Raw genomic sequence first — 20,979 nt, 5'->3', positions numbered from 1 at the left:
TAGACGTGCGTCCCCTGCTGACGCAGCAGGACGTCCTCGATCCAGTCCGTCACGGGAAAGCCGGTCGCCTCGGCGGACTCGATGCCCGCGCACCACGGCTTGACGCCCGACGCCGCGACCTTCTCCGTCACGGCCATCAGCTCGGACCATGTGCGAGGAACGCTCAGTCCCCTGTAGCGGAAGAACTTCGGCGAGTACCAGACGAACGACTTCACGTTCGCGACCAGCGGCGTGCCGTAGAGGATGCCTTTCACGGTCGCGTAGCTGTTCCAGTCCGCCGACCAGCCCTCCTTCGCGAGGGCCGCGACCCCGGCGCTCACGGGCTTGAGCTTCCCCGCTCGCGCAAAGCGTTCCAGGAGGCCGGGCTGAGGGAAGAACGCCACGTCCGGCGCGGCCCCGCCGTCCACCCGGAGCTGGATCCGGGCCTCGAACTCCCCGTCGCCCTCGTACCGGACGTCGATCCCCGTGCAGTCCGCGAAGTCCGCCCAGGCCTCTTCGAACAGGTCCGCCTCCCGGTCCCGGTTCTCCGCGTAGACGGTGACCTGGGTGCCGGGGTGCTTGCCATACTTGGCATACGGCCCGCAGTCAGCGGCGGCATGCGACCGCTGATCACTGTCCTGCGGAGCACCGCAGGCGGTGGCAAGAGAGGCCAGGGCGATGACGGCGAGCGCGAGCCTCGCGCCGAACCTCATGGGCGTATCTCCTCCGATCGCCCGCCGAAGAGGTCGTGCGGGCGATCAGAAGTTACCAGCGCTCGAACAAAAACGACTAATCGTTCGATCTCGACTGGTCTTCCCACAGACCGAAGCGGGCGCGCCTCGCCTCGGGAACCAGGTCGGTGTATTCGGGGTGCTTGCCGATCCAGCCCCGGATGTACGGGCAGTACGGCAGGACGCGCAGCCCACGGGTCCGGGCGTCGTCGAGCCCTCCCCTGGCGAGGACGCCGCCCAGGCCGCGGCCGGCGAACCGGCTGTCGATCTCGGTGTGGAGGAAGGCTATCTCGCCCTCCGAGAGGTGGTACTCGGCGGATCCCGCGGTCTCTGCGCCGTCATCGCCGGCGAGGATCTCGTACCGGGACCTCTCGGGCCGGTCCGTCACCTGCGGTTCCATGGGTGCTCCTGTGTGATGGCGGGGTGGGTGGGGCCGGGTCAGAGCGTGCGGCGCACGCCGGCCTGGCGTTCCAGGTTGCGCAGTTGGACGGCCAGGTCGCCTTCCACGGCGAAGTGGGCGGGGCCGCTGCGGCCGATGGGCAGGACCTGCTCGCTGCGCACGTCCTCGAGCATCAGGGCGAACGCCGTGTACATCGCGACGAGCGCCACCACGAAGCCGAGCGCACCGGCCGTGAGCGTCAGCCATTCGGCACCGGTGACGCCCGCGAGGCCGGTGGCCGCCCAGCGGGGCAGGGAGGCCACGATGACGAACCACAGCGCGCGCTTGGGCCGCGTCACGGCGGTCATCAAGGCCCCGAAGCCGAGGAGTGCCAGGTTGAACACGCCGAGGACCTGGAGGCCGTCGGCCACACCGCTGAACATGATGAGTGCGTACGCCAGCCAGCTGCCGGCGAACACCGCCATCAGCGTCGCCGCGATCACGTCACGGGCGCCGAAGGCCAGGATGCTCACCAGGAGCTGGAGGGCGAAGGCAGGGAGCACCGTGAAGGCGACGGCAGGGCGGGCCGCCTCGTCGAACAGCCCCAGCTGGAGGCAGCCCGTCATCACGGAGGCGATGGCGATCGCGAAGAAGCCCAGCGGCATGGGGGAAGCGATGGGGCGCAGGTTGATCCGGGTCATCGACCGGAGGTCCGGCTCGAAACGGCGTCCCGAAGGCATGGCCACCGAGGTGTCGCCGCCGTCGGCGGCGGGTGAAGCTGCGGACATCGGGTGGATCTCTCTTTCAGTGCTCGAAGCAGGGGTCGACGAACGACGGCGGCATGTCGGGAACGGAGCCGCGGGCTACACGCCAACGGCGGTGCCGCTCGGACTCGGCGACGGCCTCGGCCACCAGGGACGCCTGACGCGCGCCGCTCTGGTAGCCACCGAAGTGGGCCACGGGGCTCCAGACCGGGCTCACCGGCGGGATGGCCTCGTCGAGACCCGCGTACTCGGCACAGGCGTGGACGATCCGGCCGCCGACGACCGTGAGGACGGCCTCGATGTCGGGGATGACGGCCTCGGGCACGGTGAGGTAGTCGTCGGACAGGATCGCGAGGTCGCCGTAGAAGCCCTCACGGAGGATTCCCTTGACGTCCTGCTCGCCGGTGAGCTCCGCCCCGCCGCGGGTGTAGAGGCCGAGGGCGGTCTCCCGGTCGATCGAGGTCCCGGCCGGGCTGAGGGCCGTGCCGCCGACAGTGCGCCCGGTCACCAGCCAGTGGAGCGCCACCCACGGGTTGTACGAGGAGACGCGGGTGGCGTCCGTGCCGGCGGCGACGGTCAGGCCCCGGTCGAGCATGGCCCGGACCGGCGGGGTGTGGGCGGCGGCCTCGGCGCCGTAGCGGTCGCGGAAGGCGGTGCCCTGGAAGGACATGCGGTTCTGGACGGAGAGGGCACCGCCGAGGGCGGCGATCCGGTCCAGGCTGCCGGCCGAGACGGTCTCCGCGTGGTCGAAAAGCCAGCGGTTGCCGTAGGGGAAGAGCCCCTCCGCGGCGAGTCTCTCGAAGACGGCCAGGTCGCGGCGGATCGTCTCGTCGTAGGTCGCGTGGAGCCTGAAGCCCCAGCCGTTCTCCATCAGGAGCCGTACGGCGCTCTCGAACTCGGCCTCGTATCCCGCGGCGAGTTCGGGCCGGGGTTCGGAGAAGTTCTCGAAGTCGGCGGCGGCCCACGTCAGGTTCTCTCCCGCGCCGTTGAGCCGGAGCCACTCGTCGCCGTCGCCGGGCTTGACCTTCTCCGTCCAGCGCTTCAGGTCGGCCAGCTCCTGGCCCGCCGTCTGCGGGAACAGGTGGTAGGCGATGCGCAGGGACAGCTCGCCCGACGCCGCCAGGTCCATGACGGTGGCGTAGTTGTCGGGGAAGTTCTGGAATCCGCCGGCGGCGTCGACCGCGGAGGTCAGTCCGAAGCGGTTCAGCTCACGCAGGAAGTGGCGTGTCGACGTCCGCTTGTCGGCCTCGTCGAGGACCGGCGCCTTGGCCAGGGTCGAGTACAGGATCAGGGCGCTCGGCGCCGCGAGCAGCACGCCGTTGGGTTCGCCGTCCCGGCCGCGGACGATCTGGCCGCCGCGCGGATCCGGGGTGTCGCGGGTGAACCCCGCCGCCCGCACCGCGGCCCGGTTCATCAGGGCCGACTGGTAGAGGTGCAGGACGAAGACGGGGGTGTCGGGGGCGGCGGCGTTGAGTTCGGCGACGGTCGGCATCCTGCGCTCGGCGAACTGCTCGGCGGTCCAGCCGCCCACCACCCGGATCCACTGCCCCTTCGGGGTGCGGCCGGCCTGCTCACGCAGCATCGCGAGGGCATGGCGGAGGCTTCGCACGCCGTCCCAGCGCAGTTCCAGGACGTAGTTCAGACCGCCCCTGATCACGTGCAGGTGCGAGTCGTTGAGGCCGGGGATCACCCGGCGGCCGAGAGCGTCGACGACCTTCGTTCCCGGGCCGACGAGGTGGGCGAGGGCATGGTCGTCGCCGAGGGCCGCGACCCGGCCGTCGCGGATCGCGACGGCGCGGGCCTCGGGTCGGGCGGCGTCACCGGTGAAGACCCTGGCGTTGCGGACGAGGAGGTCGGCGTGCTCGTGCTCCCGGCGCGGGCCGGGGACGAGGCCCGCCACCGGCATGCTTGCCGACGGCCCGCGCACGGGGGTTCCGCGCGTCGACGGCCCGGTCATGCGAGGGCCTCGCGGAGGGCGTCGGTGGCGACGCCGATGGCCAGTTCCGCGGCCTGCGTCCGGCGCAGGTCGTTCAGCATGACGAAGTCGTGGATGGTCCCCTGGACGCGCAGTGCGACGACAGGGACGCCGGCGGCGCGGAGCTTCGCCGCGTACGCCTCGCCCTCGTCGCGCAGGACGTCGGCCTCGGCGGTGATGACGAGGGCCGGTGGCAGTCCGGTGAGCTGTTCGGTGGTGGCGCGCAGCGGGGAAGCGGTGATCTGGGCGCGCTCGGCCTCGTCGGTCGTGTACTGGTCCCAGAACCATCGCATGCCGTCGCGGCGCAGGAAGTAACCCTCCGCGAACTGGTGGTAGGAGCCGGTGTCGAAGCTGGCGTCGGTCACCGGATAGAACAGCACCTGCTGGACGAGCGGGACGTCACCGCGCTCCTTGGCCATCAGGGTCAGGGCCGCGCTCATGTTGCCGCCCACGGAGTCGCCGGCGACGGCGATCCGGGTGCCGTCCAGGTCCTTGTGGTGACCCTCGCGGGTGACCCACTGGGCGACGCTGTAGTTCTGCTCGATCGCGACGGGGTAGCGGGCCTCGGGCGACAGGTCGTACTCGGGGAACACGACGGCCGCCCCCGTGCCGACGGCGAGTTCACGGACCAGCCGGTCGTGGGTGTGGGCGTTGCCGAACACCCAGCCCGCGCCATGGATGTAGAGGACCACGGGAAGCGGGCCGGTCGCGCCGCGCGGGCGGACGATCCGGGCACGGACGTCGCCGGTCGGGCCACCGTGGACGGTGATCCACTCCTCATCGACGGCGGGCAGCGGGACATCTTCGCCGCTCTGGACACCGTCGACGGCCTTGCGGCCGTCCGCCACGGGGATCTGGTAGAGGAACGGCGGCTGGGCGGTGGCGTCGGCGAAGGCCTGCGCGGCGGGTTCGAGTGTCGGTCGGTTCTTCATGAAGGGCTCTCCTTGCGGGGATGTAGGGGACGGGGGACGGCCGAGGCGTGGACGAGTTCGGTTCCGGTGCCGCCGCCCCGGGCAGCGGATACGACCGTGGGTTCACCGTGTCGCCGAGACCTCGAAGCGGATCGCGGACCGGGGTCGTCAGCCGCGTACCAGAGGGGTGTCCACGAGGTGCTCGGCCAGGAACCACACCTGTGCCTCGCCGGTGCGGATGACGTCGGAGACGAGGAGGTCGGTGCTGCCCTCGTCGCCTTCCGCCGAGATCCGCGCGGCGGCGTCCCTCGCCTCGATCAGGATCCGCTCGTGTGCGTCGAGGAGCCGCGACAGCATGACGGGCACCGGCTCGACGCCATCCGGCGGCCGGGGTATGGCGGTCAGCTCCGCGACGTGGCGCGGGTCTCCGACGGCGACGCCGCCGAGGCTCTGGACCCGCTCGGCCAGCGCGTCCACGATGGCCAGTTGGGCCACCGCGTGCTTGTCCAGCATCAGGTGGAGCGAGTAGAAGGTCGCCCCGCGCATGAGCCAGTGGTGCTTCTTGTAGAGGGCGTACAGGATCTGCGTGTCGGCGAGTACGCGGTTCAGCCGCTGGCAGGCGTACATGCGGGTGTCATGACCGAGCCCGATCGGCAGCTGCTTGAGCGTGCCGAACGCCTGGGTCTCGGCGCCCTTCTGGTGCAGCAGTGGCTGGCCGCCGCCGGGCTGGGTCGTGTGGATGTCCATCGAGTGCTCCTGCCTCGGGAAAAGGGGTGGGAAAGAGGGCGGGAAGGGTCCGGCCGCCAGGTCGGGGAGAGGGGGCGGCCGGACGCGGTCTGCGGCGCGCTCAGCGCCCGCTGATCGCCGGGACCCCGGACCGGTGCAGGACGAGCCGCGTGAGCAGCCCGCTGCCGAGGCCGACCACGAGTGCGAGGGCGGCCCACCACAGCGGGTAGGGCGTGAGGCCGAGGACCTCGTCGAGGGACCAGGCGCCGGGACCGGTGGCGGCGAGAGCCGCGGCGGTAGCGACGAGGACGAGCGGATACTCGTACCCGTCGTTCTGCACCCACAGCCCATGACGCCATTTCACGGTGAGAGCGACCGTCATGACCCCGATGACGCCGGTCGCCGCCAGCGGGGTCAGGACGCCGGCGGCGAGCAGCAGACCCGATCCGATCTGCCCCCCGCCCGCCGCCAGGGCGGTCAGCACTCCGCCGCGGAATCCGTCCGCGCGGAACTCCTCCGCGCCGCCCTCAAGTCCCCTGCCGCCCAGGTGTGAACTGATCTTCTGCACCCCGTGGCCGGTGACGAGCAGGCCCACCAGCAGACGCAGGATCAGGATGCCGGTGTCCAAGGAGGTCAGCCCGCCGCATGCGCGCCGATGACGCTCTGCGCGTACACGACACCCAGGCCGTACGCGCCCGCATGCGCCTTGACGATCTCCATGACCGCGGGGTAGGTCTCCTGGCGCGCCCAGTCGCGCTGCAGCTCAAGGAGTACCTGCACCCAGGTCACCGGCACCGCGCCGGCGGCCAGCATCCGCTGCAGCGCGTGCTCGTGGGCGGCCGGGCTGACGCCGCCGGACGCGTCGGAGACCACGTACACCTCGTAACCCTGCTCCAGGGCGGAGAGGGCCGGCAGCACGAGGCAGACCTCGGTCCACAGGCCGGAGAGAATGATCTTCTTGCGCCCGGTCGCCTTGACCGCCGCCACGAGCGCCTCGTCCTCCCAGGCGTTCATGCTCGTACGGTCGATGACCTCCTGGCCGGGAAACACCTCGGCGAGCTGCGGCAGCAGGGGACCGGAGAACGACTCGGCGGCGACCGTGGTCAGAACGGTCGGCACGTCGAAGGCCCGCGCCGCCTTGGCAAGACCCACGGTGCTGTTGATGATCGCGGCGCGATCGCCGCTCCCGGTGCCGAAGAACATCTGCGGCTGGTGGTCCACGAAGAGCATGACCGAGTTGTCCGGCGTGAGCAGATCCTTGCTCGGGGCGGCCTGCACCTTGTTGATGTCGAACATGAGGGGTCCTCTCGAAGCAATCGGTAACGTGCCCGCCGCCTCCACGGCTCGGCACTCCTTCACGCTAGGAGCGACCCGACCGATCCTGTTGATCCTCTGCGCCCAGGAGTTGACATGACAGCGCACAACCGACGGCGGCAAGGTCCCGCAGCCGGTGTCCCCCGCCGCCCTCACCTCATCAGGTGAGGGCGCAGGAATCTCCCGCCGAGCCGTACCGCCGCGAGCGTGGGCGGGCTGTTGCGCAGGGCGGTCATGGACACGAAGTCGTGGACCGTGCCCTGGAATCGCGCCGCGGTCGCGGTGACACCGGCCTGGCCCAGCCGGTCCGCGTACTCCTCCGCTTCGTCGCGGGCGACATCGGCCTCCGCGGTCACGACCAGCGCCGTTGGCAGCCCCGCCAGTTCGGCTGTACTCGCGCGCAGCGGCGCCGCGGTCGGCTCGTCCCGCTGCCGGGATCGACGGCGTACTCCCGCCAGTAGGACCGCACGGCATCCCGGGTGAGCTGATGTCCCATGGCGAGCAGCCGTTGTGACGGGCTGTCGCAACGGGCGTCGGTCAGTGGGTGGTACAGCGGTTGGGCGCGGATCTGCGGGCCCCCGCGCCAGTAACGTGAGCGCCGTGGCGAGGGTGGCCCCGGCACAGTCGCCGGCGACCGCGAGCCGTTCGCTGTCGAGTCCGAGCGGATCGGCCTGTTAGACCGTCCAGGCCAGCAGGGCGTAGCACTCTTCGAGGGCGACCGGATAGCGGCTCTCGGGCGTGCGGCCGTACTCGGGAACGACGGCCGCGGCACCCGCTTCGCGCACCAGCTCGCTGACGAGCCATGCGTGCGTCTGAGCGTCGCCCATCATCCCGCGCCCCCATGGACGTAGAGCATCGTGGAGGGCCGGCTGACCCCGTCCGGCCGAAAGACCCAGAAGCCCACCAGACCGGTGGGCCCCACGGGCGCCGCGTGGAAGGTGGCATCCACGGCGAAGTCGGCGATCCGATCGCCCTGGGCCTCTTGCAGCGCCTGACGCGCGGTCTCCGGCCGGAACTCATGGAGAAGGGCGGTGTCGCCGAGGCGTCGACGAGCCGTTGACCAGGGCCAGCAGAAAATGGTGCTCGGGGTCCGCTGCCCCGTCGACGAGCGCCGCCGCGTGATGCATCAGGAGCGTCATGCGGGTCGTCGGCCGCTCGCCCAGATCCGCCCGCACCGCACCCAGCACACGCGCCGCCTCCTCGTTCCGGCCGACGCGCTGTGCGGCGGTGGCCAGCTCACCGATGGAGCGCGGAGACAGGTAGGGGACCACGGGCGTTCCGTCCTCGCCGGACAGGGAGCTGCAATGGCGGAACGCGCGCTCCGCGTCCCCCACGGCCAGCGCGTGGAGCCCACTGGCCCGCAGCATCCTGGCCCGGGTGGCACCGTTCTCGTCGAGGCTGACGGTGCGCCAGTGCGGGCTGGTGAGCGGGACGTCCGGCAGGCTGTCGCCCCGCAGCGCGCGCAGAGTCACCTCCAGCGCCTCCAGGTCCATGTCGACTCGGGGCAGCCGGTGGACGACCGCATCGGAGCGCCCTTCGTCGACCAGGGCCTGGGCCTGCGGCCATAGGCCCATGGCGATGAGGGCGTCCACGTGGTTCGGAAGCGTCCACACCCTCGATCCCCACGCCCCGTGGGGATCGCGCACCGTGCTCACCCGCCGGTACATCTCCGCGCTCTGCTCCGACTCGTCGGTGTAGTACGCCACCGAGGCGCGGATCAGCAGCCGGGTCAGCGGGGCCGGCCCGTCGAGCACGGCACGGTCGTCCCCCGCCGCGAGTGTGGCACGGGCAGGCCGGCGTGCGTGGTCGAGCAGGCGCTGCAGCTCCGCACGATGCTCCGGCAGACCGGACTGCTGGGTGATCGCCGCCGCGAGCGCGGTGAACGCGAGAGAGGTGGCTGCGGTACACGAGGGAGAGTCGCGCCACAGGTCCAGCAGGAGCCCGGAGGCTTCCCGCTGGAACGAGAGCAGCGACAGCGTGGCGGCCATGGCTCAGACCGCCTTGCAGCGCAGGTCCGGGTCGCGGCCGACGGAGAACTCCGCGTGCACGTCGGGGCCGACCCGGGAGAACTCCGCGTACAGGTCGCGGACCCACTCCGGGTCCCCGAGGGTGCTCGCCGCCGCCATGGCCGCGGCGAGTCGGCGGGCCCGGCCCACGTCGTTGCCGCTGAGCCGTGCCGCCTGCTCCAGCGCCTTCGCCGAGGCGAAGTGGTCGCCCGTGCTCGCGGCGTGCGCGGCGGTCGCCCGCTCCAGGGCCGAGGCGACCTCCTCGTCGGGTCCGATCGCGGCGGCGGCCAGATGCCATGCCCGGTACGCCGGGCTCTGGCCCTCCGCCGCCGCGAGGTCCCGGTGGGCCCGCTGCCGCAGCTTCGCGGGTTGCTGGCAGAGGGCCGCCGCACGCGCCAGCGGGTGACCGAACGTGAGGCGGCCGTCGGGGATTCCGATCAGGTCGGCCTCCTCCGCCGGGGTCCGCACGGTGAGGTCGTCGGTGCCCAGGGCGGCCATCACGATACGGAGCTCCTCCTCCCGCAGCGCGGCCGAGGCGTAGAGCAACGCGCGCCGCGTGTCCTTGGGGAGACCGTCGAGCCGCGGCGCGGACACCGGTGAGGCCGGGGCCGGCCCGGCACCGACGCGCGCTGCCCGGTGCAGGTCGACGATCGCCAGCGGGTTGCCCTCCGCCTGCCGGAGCAGGTCGAGGCGGAGCCGTCCCCGGGGTGCGTCGGGCTGCGCGTCCAACAGGCGGGCCGCCGCTCCGGGCGGCAACGGCCGAGCCGCAGGACGGGGAGATCCGCCGGGACCCGGGGCGGGGGGCCTTCGCCGCGTACGGTGAACAGCATGGTCACCGCCTGGTCCGTGAGCTGCCGCCGTACGGAGAACAGGACGTCCGAGGACGCGTCGTCCCAGTCCTGAGCGTCGTCCACCGCCACAAGCAGCGGGTTCGTCCGGGCGATGCGGGTCAGGAGTGCCAGCGAGGCGGCACACAGCGCACGTCGCTCCTGCGGCCCGGCTCCCCCAAGGACCGGCAGAAGCAGCCGGTGCAGTTCGGCACGGCGGCGCTCGCGGAAGGCGACCGCGGGGCGGCGTACGAGCACCTCCGCCGCGTGTTCACACAGGATGCCCCGCCCCTCCCCGTGCACCACCATGCCTCGTCCTACTACCTCGCCGACCTCGCCGCGGCGGCCGTACGCGCCGGCCGGGCCGACGACGCCCGCGCCGTGCTCCTGGCCGTCGAAGACCACCTGGGCTCACCCCGCTCCGGCCGACTGGACGCGATCGTGCACCGGGCCACGGCCCTACTGGGCCGGCCCGACGACGCGGAGATCGACGAGGTGTTCGACGCGCTCGACGAGCAGACCGTCGTGGTCCCCGGCACCGCCACACTCGACCTCGTGATCCCCTCCCTGGCCCGCTCGCGGCCGTCCACGAACAGCGACGAGCCCTGAAAACGCAGATCGGACAGCTGCTGGAGGCCCACCCTCTTTCCGCGGTCCTGACCTCGATTCCGGGAGTCGCGGTCAGGACCGCCGCCGCCTTCCTGGTCACCGTCGGCGACGGCACCAGCTTCCCCACCGCCGCCCACCTGGCCTCCTACGCCGGCCTCGCCCCGATGACCAAGTCGTCAGGGACCTCGATCCACGGCGAACACGCGCCACGAGGCGGCAACCGGCAGCTCAAACGCGCGATGTTCCTGTCCGCCTTCGCCTGCGTGAACGCCGACCCTGCCTCTCGCACCTACCACGACCGCCAGCGAGCGCACGGCAAGACCCACACCCAGGCCCTCCTCCGCCTCGCCCGCCACCGCATCAGCGTCCTGTTCGCCATGCTCCGCGACGGCACCTTCTACGAACCCCGGACACCGAAGGACGTCGAGCTCGCCGCATAACCCCAGCAACACCGAACCACCCCAGACCCGACAGGGATGCCTTGACGGAAGACATAGAGGCACCCCCGCACCATCGGCTTCCACCTGCACAAGATCTTCCCGAAGCGCGGCATCACGGGACGCGCTCAATTGCGGGACGACCTCGGCCCCTGACCGATCAAACTCCTTGACTTTCTCGCGGACTGGAACGGCTGACCGGGCGCCGCCTCCGAACAGCGGCAGCTGAACGTGGACACGTACAGGCCACAACCGGGGCGCGGACAGGCAAATACCCCACCCAGCCGTCCCTAGGGTTGCTCACGTGTCGGCGCGACCGGCCGCGGCATCTCACGGCGCAGGGGCCCACCACGGCAGCCCCGCCCGGCCGTCAGCCGCGCGACACACCCGACCACCCCACTGATGAGGGAGTTTCCCATGCCCAGTTCCGACAAGCCGACCGTCGTCCTCGTGCACGGCGCTTTCGCCGACGCCTCCAGCTACGCCGAGGTCATCCCCCGGCTGATCGCCCGCGGCCTGGACGTGGTCGCCCCTGCGGTGCCCAACCGCAGCCTGATCGGGGACGCCGCCTACGTCGCCTCCGTCGTCCGGCAGATACCCGGTCCGGTCGTCCTGGTGGGCCACTCCTACGGCGGAGCGGTCATCACCGTCGCCGGCACCGAGGACAACGTCGAGGCACTGGTCTACCTGGCCGGTTACGCGTTGGAGAAGGGTGAGAGCCTGGGCGAACTGCAGGGCCGCTTCCCGGACAGCGACCTTGCCGCCGCACTCGTCTACACCCCCTTCCCGATCGAGGGCTCGGCCGCGCCCGGCACCGACGTGTCGGTCCGTACCGACAAGTTCCCCGCCATCTTCGCCGCCGACGTCGACCCGGAACTCGCCGCCGTCCTCGCTGTGTCCCAGCGCCCGCTGGCCGCGCAGGCATTTGCCGACGCGGCCCCGGAGGCGGCCTGGAAGACGAAGCCGTCCTGGGGCCTGGTCGCTTCGTCCGACCACACCATCAACCCCGATGTGGAGCGCTACGGCTACCAGCGGGCCGGCATGACCACCGTGGAGGTCGACTCCTCCCACCTGGTGATGCTCGCCCACCCCGAGCGCGTCGTCGACCTGATCGAGGAAGCCGTACGGGCCGTCTCCGGCTGACCCCCACGGCCGCCTCCCCCCTCCACCCTTCCAGCCCTCCGCAGGGAGCGAACGATGAACCCACCGATCTCACGTCGCACCGTCAGCGTGTCCCTCCTGGCCGGCGCAGCCGCCCTGGGGACCGCCGGCACCGCACAGGCCGCGCAAGCCGCGCAGGCCGCACCGTCGGCGACGGCCGCCCGGCCGGGCGAACGGCACGGGCGCCCCGCCGCACCCACCATCGTCCTGATCCACGGCGCGTTCGCCGACGCCTCCAGCTGGAGCGCGGTCGTCGAACGCCTCCAGCGGGAGGGCCACCGCGTACTGGCGCCGGCCCTCCCGCTGCGCGGCCTCGCAAGCGACTCCGCGTACATCCGCAGCGTTCTGGACAGCGTCACCGGACCGGTCGTGCTGGCGGGGCACTCCTACGGCGGAGCGGTCATCAGCCAGACCGCGGCCGGCGCCCCGCAGGTCAAGGCGCTGGTCTACATAGCCGCCTTCATTCCGGACGTCGGCGAGAGCGCGCTCCAGCTCACCGACAAGTTCCCGGGCAGCACCCTGGGACAGGCCACCGCCACCCAGTACTACCCGTTGCCCGGCGGCGGACAGGGAGAGGAGCTGGTCATCAAGAAAGACCTGTTCCGCAAGCAGTTCGCGGCCGGTGTCCCCCGCACGACCGCCCAGGTCATGGCCGCGGGACAGCGTCCGATCACCCTGGCGGCTCTCCAGGAGCCGGCCACCGCGGCCGCGTGGAAGTCGATCCCCAGCTGGTGCCTCGTGGCCACCCAGGACCGCAACATCCCGCCGGCCGCCGAGCGTTGGATGGCCAAGCGCGCCCGTGCCCACACGGTCACCGTCCGCGCCCCGCACGCGGCCGCCGTGAGCGATCCCGACCCTGTCACCGGTCTGATCCTGCGGGCGGTCCGCGCTGTCCGCTCCGGCCACTGACGTACGCCTCGGGACCCATCCCCTACCGGTCCCCCTTCAATCACAGAGAAAGAGAAGAGATCCCGCATGCCCAGATTCCTCACAGGGACCCGCGCCGGCCTCCTGGCCTCAGCCGTCGCGACGGCCCTCGCCGTGACCGCCGCCGGTCCCACGACGGCGGCCACGGCCGCCCCGAAGCCGGACGTGCGCTTCGTCGCCCACCTGGACATCGCCGACGGCCAGCGACCGGAGAACATCACTCTGGAGCCCGGCGGCAGCGCCGTCGTCACCTTCGCCTACTGCCGTCAAGTGGCCCGCATCGACCGTGACGGCCGGGTGCACGTCCTCGCCACCCTGCCCAAGCCTCCGGCCGGCGCCGAGACCCCCGCCCTCTCCTCGCCCTTCCTCGGCGGAATCGTCCGTGCCCACGACGGAACCCTGTACTTCCTGTACGCCACCGGCAGCGGCGACCTGACCGGCCTGTGGCGCCTGCGCCCCGGCGGCGCCCCGCACCGCATCGCCGCGCTCCCCGCCGACGGCCTACCCAACGGCCTCGCCCTCGACCGGCACGAACGCCGGCTGTACGTGGCCGACTCGGTCCTCGGCACCATCTGGCGGGTGCCTGTCACCGGGGGCACGCCCACGCGGTGGGCCACCGACCCCGAACTGGCCGCCGAGGGATTCCTCGGAGCCAACGGCATCAAAATCCACAACGGGGCGGTCTGGGCGTCCAACCTGGACAAGGGCACCGTGCTGCGCGTCCCGGTCACCCGGTACGGCGCCGCCGGGCGGGTCGAGACCCGGGCCACCGGCCTGACCGACATCGACGACTTCGCGTTCACCGGCCGCGGCGACACCCTCCTTGCCGCGATCAACGCGGACAACAAGGTGGCCCTCGTCAGGCCGAGCGGCAGCCACACCGTCATGCTGACCGGCGCCGACGGTCTGGAGAACCCGACCTCGCTCGCCGTACGCGGCAACACGGCCTACATCGCCAGCGGCGCCTACTTCACCAACAACGACCCCAACCTCCTGGCCGCCCGGATCCACTCCGCCCGATGAGCCGGCGGTGTTCGGCCCGTCGAGCCGTTGGTTGACACTCCCCCGGAGCCGCCGCTACCGCCATCGACCTGGCGGTGGCGGCGACCGGCGTCCGCACCACCGCGACCAGGCAGACCAGTCGGCCGACTGATGCGTCTGTCCCCGTGCGAGAGCCACGCTGGTAGGCATGTCAGCGATATTTTCCGCCACGGACGGCCTCGGTTCCCTGCGCACCTTCGTCCTGCGTTCCGACGAGGAGCGGACCCCCGTCCTGCCCTGGCTCTCGGCCGCCCGCGATGAGAACGCCCTGTACATCGTCCTGCATGTCCACGATTCGGTCGCGGTCCGGCACGACGGAGACGAGGTCGTCCTCAAGCCGGACGACATGGGCTTCTGCGACGCGGGGCTGTGTGACTCCCCGCGCTTCGGCGACCAGTTCCGGATGACGGTCTTCCGTGTGCCGCGACGCCGCCTGGATGTCGCCGATTCCGACCTGCGCCGGGTCATGGGTGTGCCCCTGGGCTGCGAAGAGGGTACGGGGGCACTGGTGTCGGGTTTCCTGTCCGCGCTCGCCTCCCAGACGGCGTTCCACCGGACGCACATCGGCTACCGCATCGCCCGCAACGCCGTGGACCTCCTCGCCGCACTCGTCACAGAATTCGTCGAGGGGGAGCAGGCCAACTCTTCAGGCATCGGTGCGCAGACGCCTTCACGCATCCGGGCCTTCATCGAGCTGCACCTGACTGATCCGGATCTGTCACCGGAGTCGATCGTGCTCGCTCACCACATCTCCGTCCGCTGTCTGCACAAGCTCTTCCAGAGCGAGGGCACGGCAGCACGGCAGCACGGCAGCGAGTCAGTTGACACGCCTGCGTCGGCTCGAGGCCTGCCGATACGAACTCAGTCGGGCACCGGATCACAGGCTCGCGGTGGCCGCCGTGGCACACCCGTGGGGTTTCACCAGCGCGTCACCTTCAGCCGGGTCTTCAGGGCTGCCTACGGCATGTCGCCCAGCGAGTGGCAGGCTTCAGTGTGGGACGCCCCGGACGCATCCGTTTCGGGCACGGTGGGTCCGTCGGCTGCGTCGAACGCGTGGCTCACCTCCGGCGCGGTGCCCTCGACGAGCAGTCCGCGGGCCCTCTCCTCGTGACGGCGGTCGGTGGCCGTCAGCCGGCCGTGGTGCTGGGCGAGATGCTCCGACCAGGACGCGACCAGGTAGTTCTCGACGAACCGTCCCGGATCGCCGCCGTCCTGGTAGATGCCCCAGGTGAGCGCCCCCGTGCGTCGGCGTGAACGGGCCACCTGGCCCATGGAGACGATGAAGGCGGCCCTGTTCTCGGCTGCTATCCGGTACACGACAGAGACCAGCACGGGGCCGTCGGCCGGGCCGGGCTCGAACACGAGGGGCGGAACGGGCCAGTGGTCGGACGGGGACGGATCGACACCGTCCGTTCCGTGCACCGGCCGGCGACGGCCGATCACCGCGCCGACCAGCAGCAGCCCGCTGCCGGCCAGCAGGGAGACGGTCAGCCCCAGACTGTCGGCCAGCGCACCCCATAGGGGTGCCGCCAGCGCCTGCCCGCCCTGGAAGACCAGGAGATAGACGGCGAGTCCCCGGGCCCTGACCCAGCCGGGAAGCCGAGCCTGGACGGCCGTGTTGAGGGTGGACAGCACGCCGATCCAGGCCAGACCGGCGGGCAGCAGCACGACCGTGGCCGGCCATGGGGCCCGGATCGTGGCCAAGGCCGCCAGGACTCCGGCGAAGACGAGGGCCCCCGCGGCCAGAGTGCCGTTGACACCCAGCGCGCGGCGGATCGCGGGCAGCGCGAACGCCCCGCCCACGGCTCCGGTTCCCACCGCGCCGAGCAACACCCCGTACCCGCCAGAGCCCAGGCCGAGGGAGCGGCTCGCGACCAGCGGAAGCAGCGACCACAGGGCGGCGGCGCCGGGAATGAACAGCACCGTGCGCAGCAGGACCCGGCGGACGCCGGGTGCGTGCCGCACATAGCGGTGGCCGGCGTGCAGAGCCGTCAGGAGCTTCTCGCCCCGGACGGCCGGCGGTGCCGCCTCGGGCCGTCTCCACAGCACCAGAACGGCCGCGGTGCCGAGGTAGGAGGCCGCGTTGAAGGCGAAGACCCAGCCAGCGCCCGCTGCCGCGACCACCACTCCCCCAAGTGCCGGGCCGAGGGCGCGAGCCAGGTTCATGTTCACGGCGCCGAGCGCCGCCGCCTGTCCCAACTGGCGGCGTTCCACGAGTTCCGGCTGGATGGCCTGCCAGGCCGGGCCCATCAGAGCGGTGCCACATCCCAGCAGGAAGGTGAGACCGAGCAGCAGAGCCGGGGTGAGCGCGTCCGCGAACGCGAGCACCGACAGTGTGGTGGAGGCCGCGAGCATCGCGAACTGAGCGGTCAGCAGCACCGCGCGACGGTCGAAGCGGTCGGCCAGCACGCCTGAGGGCAGAGCCAGCAGCACGACGGGGAGACCGGACGCGGTCTGCACGAGCGTCACCAGGGCGGCGTCATGGCCGATCAGCAACCACTGGGCGCCCACGGTCTGCATCCAGCTGCCGATGTTGGAGACCAGTTGCGCGATCCACAGCGCCCGGAAGACACGGGCCGCGAGCGGGGCCCAGGCCGAACCGGCCTCTGGGAGGGCTTTCTTTGACAGTACGGTGTTCACGTCGTTCCTACCGGTGTGTTCATGCCTGCGGCTTGACCCAAGGGACGTCGACCACCCCGTAACCGCCTCGGCAGCAGGCTATTGCGAGCCGAAGCACCCGCTGTCACGGCAGCGCACAGCATGCGTTCCGACGGCGCACCGCGCTGAACACCGAGGACGTCTCACCGCTGTTCCCTCGCCACCACCACGACCAGGGCCGCCAGTAGTGCTCCGGCGGTGAGGGCGGGTGCGGGGCAGAAGGCGGCCAGCAGGACGCCGACCGCGGCGATGGGATACGGAACCCGTTGAGTTACGGTCCTCTGATGGGGCCGCAGGTGCACGGCCCAGACGGTGATCAGGAAGACGGCCGCGGGGACGGTGACCGCCGCGCCCGCGGCCCACGCGGAGCCATCCGTCCGACGCGTGACGTGATCGGCGTACGCGGCGAGGCCGGCTCCCTCCGCGGTCGCCGAAGCGAAGATCAGGTAGTGGCCGTAGGCCCAGGTGAATCTCCTGCGGTGGGCCTGGTGCGTGGTGGCGAGCAGGGTATGCGCGGACCTGGCGAAGTACAGCCACCACATGGCGAAGGCCATGAACAGGCCACCGGCCGCGGCCGCGTACAGCGAACCGGTGCCGTGGTGCCGGTCGAAGGCGCCCCGAACCGCGACGGTGGCCGCCGCGATGGACTCTCCGATGACGATGAGGGTGAACAGTTCGTAGCGCTCGGCGATGTGGCGCGGATGCCATGGGGTCATCCCGGCGGACTGGGCCCACACCGGGACGGACACCTCCGCGACGATCAGCACCACGATCCCCGGAAGGCGTGCCGAGGCCGGGAGGCCCAGCAGCCCGACCCAGCCGACCTGACACGCTGTCACTCCGGCGGCGAAGCGCAGGGTGGTCGCCCGCCGGGACGGGTCGGACCACGCGGCGCGCAGCCACAGGGCGGTCAATGCCGTGCGCAGCAGGACGTATCCGACGGTGATGACCCGCAGGTCACCCTCCTCGAACGCGCGCGGAACGCCGGCGGCTATCACGAGCGCCCCGGTGATCTGGACCAGCACCGTCAACCGGTACGGGACGTCGTCCGGGTCGTAGGCGGAGGCGAACCAGGTGAAGTTCATCCACGCCCACCAGATGGTGAAGAAGACCAGCGCGAAGCGCAGAACCCCGGTGGCGTACTCCCCTTCGGCCAGCGCCCCGTGCAGACTCCCGGACGCCTGCGCCACCGCGACGACGAAGCACAGGTCGAAGAGGAGCTCCAGCGATGTGGTGGTCCTGCGCGGCTCTCCGGGGTCGCGGCCCGGCATGGTCCGCCGTCGCCCGGGCGCCGGGATCTCGTGGGCGACCGGTGTGTGGCGGTTCAGCGGAGGGCTCCGAGCGCGGCCTCGACCGTCCGGTGGAACGTGGGGTACGTGTAGATCATGTGCCGGAGCCGGTCGACGGGTATCTCGGCGTGGACGGCCACGTTCAGTCCGTAGAGCACCTCGCCGCCCGCGGGGCCCGCCGACGTCGCGCCGATCAGCACGCCCCGGTCCGCGTCCTCGACAAGCTTGATGAACCCCTCGTTGCCCGGCCCGTGGATCCAGCCGCGCGTGGACGAGGCGACGGGCAGCACACTGGTGCGTACCCGCAGTCCCCGCTCACACGCCTGCCTCTCCGTCAGTCCGACGGCCCCGATCTCCGGATCGGTGAAGGTGACGCGGGGCAGCGCCCGGTAGTCGGCGTCGGGGCCGGGCCGGCCGAGGATGTCCCTGACGGCGATCTGCGCCTGGTACATCGACACATGGGTGAAGGCGCCCCGGCCCGTGATGTCGCCGACCGCCCACAGCCCCTCCCCCGCCCGCATCTGCCCGTCCGTGTGCACGGCTCCCGCCATCGGGTCGAGCCCCACGGTGTCGACCGCCAGCGCGGTCAGGTCGGTGTGGCGCCCAGTGGCGACCAGAAGCCGTTCGGCGCGAAGCGGCTCCTCCTCACCCTCGACTCGGACGGTGAACTCGGTGCCGTCATGGCTGATCCGCTGTGCCCGAACACCCGTGAGTACGGTGACTCCGTCCGCCCGCAGAGCCTCCGTGGCCAGCTCACCGGCTTCCGGTTCCTCCTGCGAAAGCAGCCGGCCCTGCCCCTCGATCACCGTGACCACGCACGTGAAGCGGGCGAAGGCCTGGGCGAGTTCGACGCCGATGGCACCCCCACCGAGCACGATCATCGACTCCGGCAGTTCCTTGGCCGCCATGGCGTCCCTGTTGGTCCAGTACGGCGTTCCCTCAAGGCCCGGCACCGGGGGGATCCGGGGCCGGGTGCCGGTGGCCAGCACCACACCGCGCCGGGCTTCGATCGTGCGGTCGCCGACCGTCACCCGGCGCGGCCCGGAGAGCCGGCCCCTTCCCCGGACGAGGCGACCGCCCTTGGCCGCGAGACGGTCGGCGGCGACCTGGTCGTTCCAGTCGTCGGTGGCCTCGTCGCGGATACGTCCGGCGACCCTGCCCCAGTCCGGTGTGACGACCGCTTCGCCGGCGAGAGCGGGCACCCGGCCCGCCTCGGCGAGCAGGTTCCCGGCCCGGATCATCATCTTGCTGGGCACGCATCCCCAGTACGGACACTCACCCCCGACAAGTTCCGCCTCGACCCCCACCACGTCGAGGCCGGCTTCGGCGAGGGCGCCCGCGACGTATTCACCGCCCGGGCCCAACCCGACGACCACCACACCCGCCTGCTCGTTCGCGCTCATGTCTGTCTCTCCTCGCGCCTCTGGCTCCACGGACGTGGGCCGCCATGCCGACGCTAGACCGGCCGACCGAAGACCTGCGCCCACCGGCGCACGGGCGCTTGTCCGAAAGCGAACTCCTGACCCAGGACACCACAGGCTGACGCGCGGGGCCCACGGGTGATCAGGACCGGGGAGAGGATCGCGTGGCCGTCCTGTGGCGCGCGACGCGCCAGGCGCCTTCGAGCAGCACACCGGCCACGACGGCGATACCGTCCGCGGCACACGGCGCGGTGGTGCCGGTCAACTCCATGCCGAAGTAGGACCGGAGGTGCGGTACCAGGGTGACCGCCGCTAAGGACAGCGCCATCGCGAGCACGAGCAGTACGCGCCTGAAGGTGCAGGGGCGCGCGACGATGGGCAGCGCTTACAGCCCGACGAGGAAGGCCGTGAACGTCGTGGCGGATCTCTGCGCCTCTAGGTCCCCTCCATGGACCGCGCGGGCGACGGCGTACGACCCCATGGTGGCCGTGGCTGTCACGGCCCGCACAGGACGGCGAACCAGAGCACCCGCCGCACGAAGTGGGGCCGCGGACGCCCGGTGCCGGGGGTACGGTGTCCACGCGCGTGAGCCCTTCGACGGCCGCCGGTTCCCGCACGAGACACTTCCGCTTCCCGAGCCGGACGACACTTCCGGCGAAGGCGGCCGACGCGAGCAGCACGAGCCCGTCGGGGACCACCGGGACGACGCCAGCGACCATCCGCCGCGCCGCCTCGGGCACATCGCCGCCGCCGATGGTCAACTGATGCATGAACAGCGCGATCCCGGCCGGGATCATGGCATACGTGGCGTACCTGACGAGGGTGGTGACGCCGTCGCGCAGTTCGGATTCGACGGGTGTGAAGCGGGCGGCCTTCTCCGCCGGCCGCGCCGCGCGGGTGTCCCGGCTGATCCTCTTGACGGCGAGCGCGCCGGAGCCGGAGACGACGGAGCTCCCGGACATCACGTCGTCGCCCGGGCGTTTGAGCACGGGGTCGGCCGCACCGGTCAGGAGCGCCTCGTCGACCTCCAGGCCGTCCGCCTCCAGCACGGTGCCGTCGACGACGACCTGGTCCCCGGGACCGGGTCGGACGATGTCGCCGAGGCCGATATGGTCGGGGCCGGGCCGGCGCGTACGTCCCGGACGACGCCGAGCAGGATGTCGGCGAGGACGACGACGCCGAAGACGGTGTCCTGGACGGGCCCGACAGCCAGGACGATCAGGAGCAGCACACCGATGACCGCGTTGACGCGGGTGCACACGTCGGCGCGCACGATGTCCCGGACGGTGCGACCGGTGGCCGCATCCCCGGCACCCCCCGGTAAGAAGGGGCCGACGGTGTCATGACCGCCGGCTCTCTCCGTTCCTTTCGCCCCCTCGACCGCACATCCATTCCTGGATCCCCTCCACGCCGGTCCCGCCCCGCGGCGGCGGTCAGCAGGAGCATCTGCGGCTGCAGGGCGCGGGGCTCCGAGCTTGGCGTGTGGCCCTGGGCGAGGTCTTCGGCCAGGGCGACGCGCAGGACTGTCTCGGCGTCCTCCCGAGTGTCAGACCCGCTCGCCCCGGGAGAGGGCGAAGACGGACCAGCCGGTCGCGCCGACCGCTGCTATGAGAATCCAGAGCAGGATCCGTGCCTGGCGGGAACTCCGCACGGGGTTGCGCCTTTCCTGGCAGGGCGTTGGGAGTGGTACTGCGTTCCGCGGCGGCGCTACAGGCCGAGCTCGACCTCGAACTCGCCGGCCTCCAGGATCGCCTTGACCGCGGTCAGGTAGCGGGCGGCGTCGGCGCCGTCCACCAGACGGTGGTCGTAGGAGAGCGACAGGTA

General features: G+C 71.7%; 19 protein-coding genes and 2 pseudogenes. 4 read left to right on the top strand and 17 right to left on the bottom strand.

Features of this window, described 5'->3' with window-relative positions:
- The 11 genes and pseudogenes from RIF68_RS04435 to RIF68_RS04385 form a co-directional block, all read right to left on the bottom strand.
- A partial coding sequence (locus tag RIF68_RS04435) for an extracellular solute-binding protein (protein WP_309049782.1) occupies nt 1–692 on the bottom strand: 692 nt, incomplete at its 3' end.
- Nucleotides 693–768: 76 nt separating this feature from the next.
- On the bottom strand, nt 769–1,110 hold the full coding sequence (locus RIF68_RS04430; protein ID WP_076681924.1) for a GNAT family N-acetyltransferase: 342 nt from the start codon (nt 1,108–1,110) through the stop codon (nt 769–771).
- A gap of 38 nt (nt 1,111–1,148) precedes the next feature.
- Nucleotides 1,149–1,877, bottom strand: a complete 729-nt coding sequence (locus RIF68_RS04425; RefSeq protein ID WP_309049781.1) for a GPR1/FUN34/YaaH family transporter — start codon at nt 1,875–1,877, stop codon at nt 1,149–1,151.
- A 16-nt stretch (nt 1,878–1,893) separates the two neighbouring features.
- Nucleotides 1,894–3,759 carry an amidohydrolase gene (locus tag RIF68_RS04420; protein ID WP_206269290.1) on the bottom strand — a complete coding sequence of 622 codons (1,866 nt, stop codon included), beginning with the start codon at nt 3,757–3,759 and terminating at the stop codon, nt 1,894–1,896.
- Between the two features lie 47 nt (nt 3,760–3,806).
- Nucleotides 3,807–4,760 (bottom strand): alpha/beta hydrolase, encoded by a 954-nt coding sequence (locus RIF68_RS04415; protein ID WP_076681931.1) that lies wholly within the window; start codon nt 4,758–4,760, stop codon nt 3,807–3,809.
- 147 nt (nt 4,761–4,907) lie between these two features.
- Nucleotides 4,908–5,486, bottom strand: a complete 579-nt coding sequence (locus RIF68_RS04410; protein ID WP_079249801.1) for a Dps family protein — start codon at nt 5,484–5,486, stop codon at nt 4,908–4,910.
- A gap of 100 nt (nt 5,487–5,586) precedes the next feature.
- Nucleotides 5,587–6,093, bottom strand: a complete 507-nt coding sequence (locus RIF68_RS04405) for a DoxX family protein (protein WP_309049780.1) — start codon at nt 6,091–6,093, stop codon at nt 5,587–5,589.
- Between the two features lie 5 nt (nt 6,094–6,098).
- On the bottom strand, nt 6,099–6,761 hold the full coding sequence (locus RIF68_RS04400; RefSeq protein ID WP_309049779.1) for a hydrolase: 663 nt from the start codon (nt 6,759–6,761) through the stop codon (nt 6,099–6,101).
- A 170-nt stretch (nt 6,762–6,931) separates the two neighbouring features.
- Nucleotides 6,932–7,606 (bottom strand): annotated as a pseudogene (locus tag RIF68_RS04395) (alpha/beta hydrolase fold domain-containing protein).
- A 189-nt stretch (nt 7,607–7,795) separates the two neighbouring features.
- Nucleotides 7,796–8,767, bottom strand: a complete 972-nt coding sequence (locus RIF68_RS04390) for a hypothetical protein (protein WP_079249802.1) — start codon at nt 8,765–8,767, stop codon at nt 7,796–7,798.
- Between the two features lie 3 nt (nt 8,768–8,770).
- Nucleotides 8,771–9,514 (bottom strand): hypothetical protein, encoded by a 744-nt coding sequence (locus RIF68_RS04385; RefSeq protein WP_076681937.1) that lies wholly within the window; start codon nt 9,512–9,514, stop codon nt 8,771–8,773.
- A gap of 584 nt (nt 9,515–10,098) precedes the next feature.
- Between RIF68_RS04385 and RIF68_RS04380 the strand changes: the two are divergent.
- The 4 genes and pseudogenes from RIF68_RS04380 to RIF68_RS04365 all read left to right on the top strand — a co-directional run.
- Nucleotides 10,099–10,661 (top strand): annotated as a pseudogene (locus RIF68_RS04380) (transposase); the annotation flags it as partial.
- Nucleotides 10,662–11,075: 414 nt separating this feature from the next.
- Entirely contained in the window at nt 11,076–11,801 is a 726-nt protein-coding gene (locus RIF68_RS04375; RefSeq protein WP_076681939.1) for an alpha/beta fold hydrolase, read from the top strand.
- Nucleotides 11,802–11,855: 54 nt separating this feature from the next.
- The gene (locus RIF68_RS04370) at nt 11,856–12,728 is read left to right on the top strand and encodes an alpha/beta hydrolase (RefSeq protein WP_309049778.1); all 873 of its coding nucleotides are present in this window, start codon (nt 11,856–11,858) and stop codon (nt 12,726–12,728) included.
- Nucleotides 12,729–12,794: 66 nt separating this feature from the next.
- Nucleotides 12,795–13,769 (top strand): hypothetical protein, encoded by a 975-nt coding sequence (locus RIF68_RS04365; RefSeq protein WP_309049777.1) that lies wholly within the window; start codon nt 12,795–12,797, stop codon nt 13,767–13,769.
- Nucleotides 13,770–14,744: 975 nt separating this feature from the next.
- On the opposite strand, the gene RIF68_RS04355 is transcribed toward RIF68_RS04365, so the two are convergent.
- From RIF68_RS04355 to RIF68_RS04330, 6 genes are all read right to left on the bottom strand, one after another.
- On the bottom strand, nt 14,745–16,427 hold the full coding sequence (locus RIF68_RS04355; RefSeq protein WP_309049776.1) for an MFS transporter: 1,683 nt from the start codon (nt 16,425–16,427) through the stop codon (nt 14,745–14,747).
- A 161-nt stretch (nt 16,428–16,588) separates the two neighbouring features.
- Entirely contained in the window at nt 16,589–17,716 is a 1,128-nt protein-coding gene (locus tag RIF68_RS04350) for a low temperature requirement protein A (RefSeq protein ID WP_076681950.1), read from the bottom strand.
- A 53-nt stretch (nt 17,717–17,769) separates the two neighbouring features.
- A complete protein-coding gene (locus RIF68_RS04345) occupies nt 17,770–19,137 on the bottom strand; it encodes an NAD(P)/FAD-dependent oxidoreductase (RefSeq protein ID WP_309049775.1) in 1,368 nt (455 codons plus the stop codon).
- 53 nt (nt 19,138–19,190) lie between these two features.
- A complete protein-coding gene (locus RIF68_RS04340; protein WP_309049785.1) occupies nt 19,191–20,249 on the bottom strand; it encodes a hypothetical protein in 1,059 nt (352 codons plus the stop codon).
- Nucleotides 20,162–20,428, bottom strand: a complete 267-nt coding sequence (locus RIF68_RS04335; protein ID WP_309049786.1) for a hypothetical protein — start codon at nt 20,426–20,428, stop codon at nt 20,162–20,164. Before RIF68_RS04335 ends, RIF68_RS04340 begins: the two co-directional genes overlap by 88 nt.
- Before the next feature lie 434 nt (nt 20,429–20,862).
- Nucleotides 20,863–20,979, bottom strand: a 117-nt coding sequence (locus RIF68_RS04330; RefSeq protein WP_309049784.1) for a 2-oxo acid dehydrogenase subunit E2, incomplete at its 5' end; no start/stop codon positions are given.

The organism is Streptomyces sp., assembly GCF_031178505.1.
In the GTDB taxonomy this organism is placed as follows: Bacteria; Actinomycetota; Actinomycetes; order Streptomycetales; family Streptomycetaceae; genus Streptomyces; species Streptomyces gulbargensis.
The sequence above is the reverse complement of the archived record's forward strand: the minus strand, read 5'-3'. Positions and strand labels throughout refer to the sequence as shown.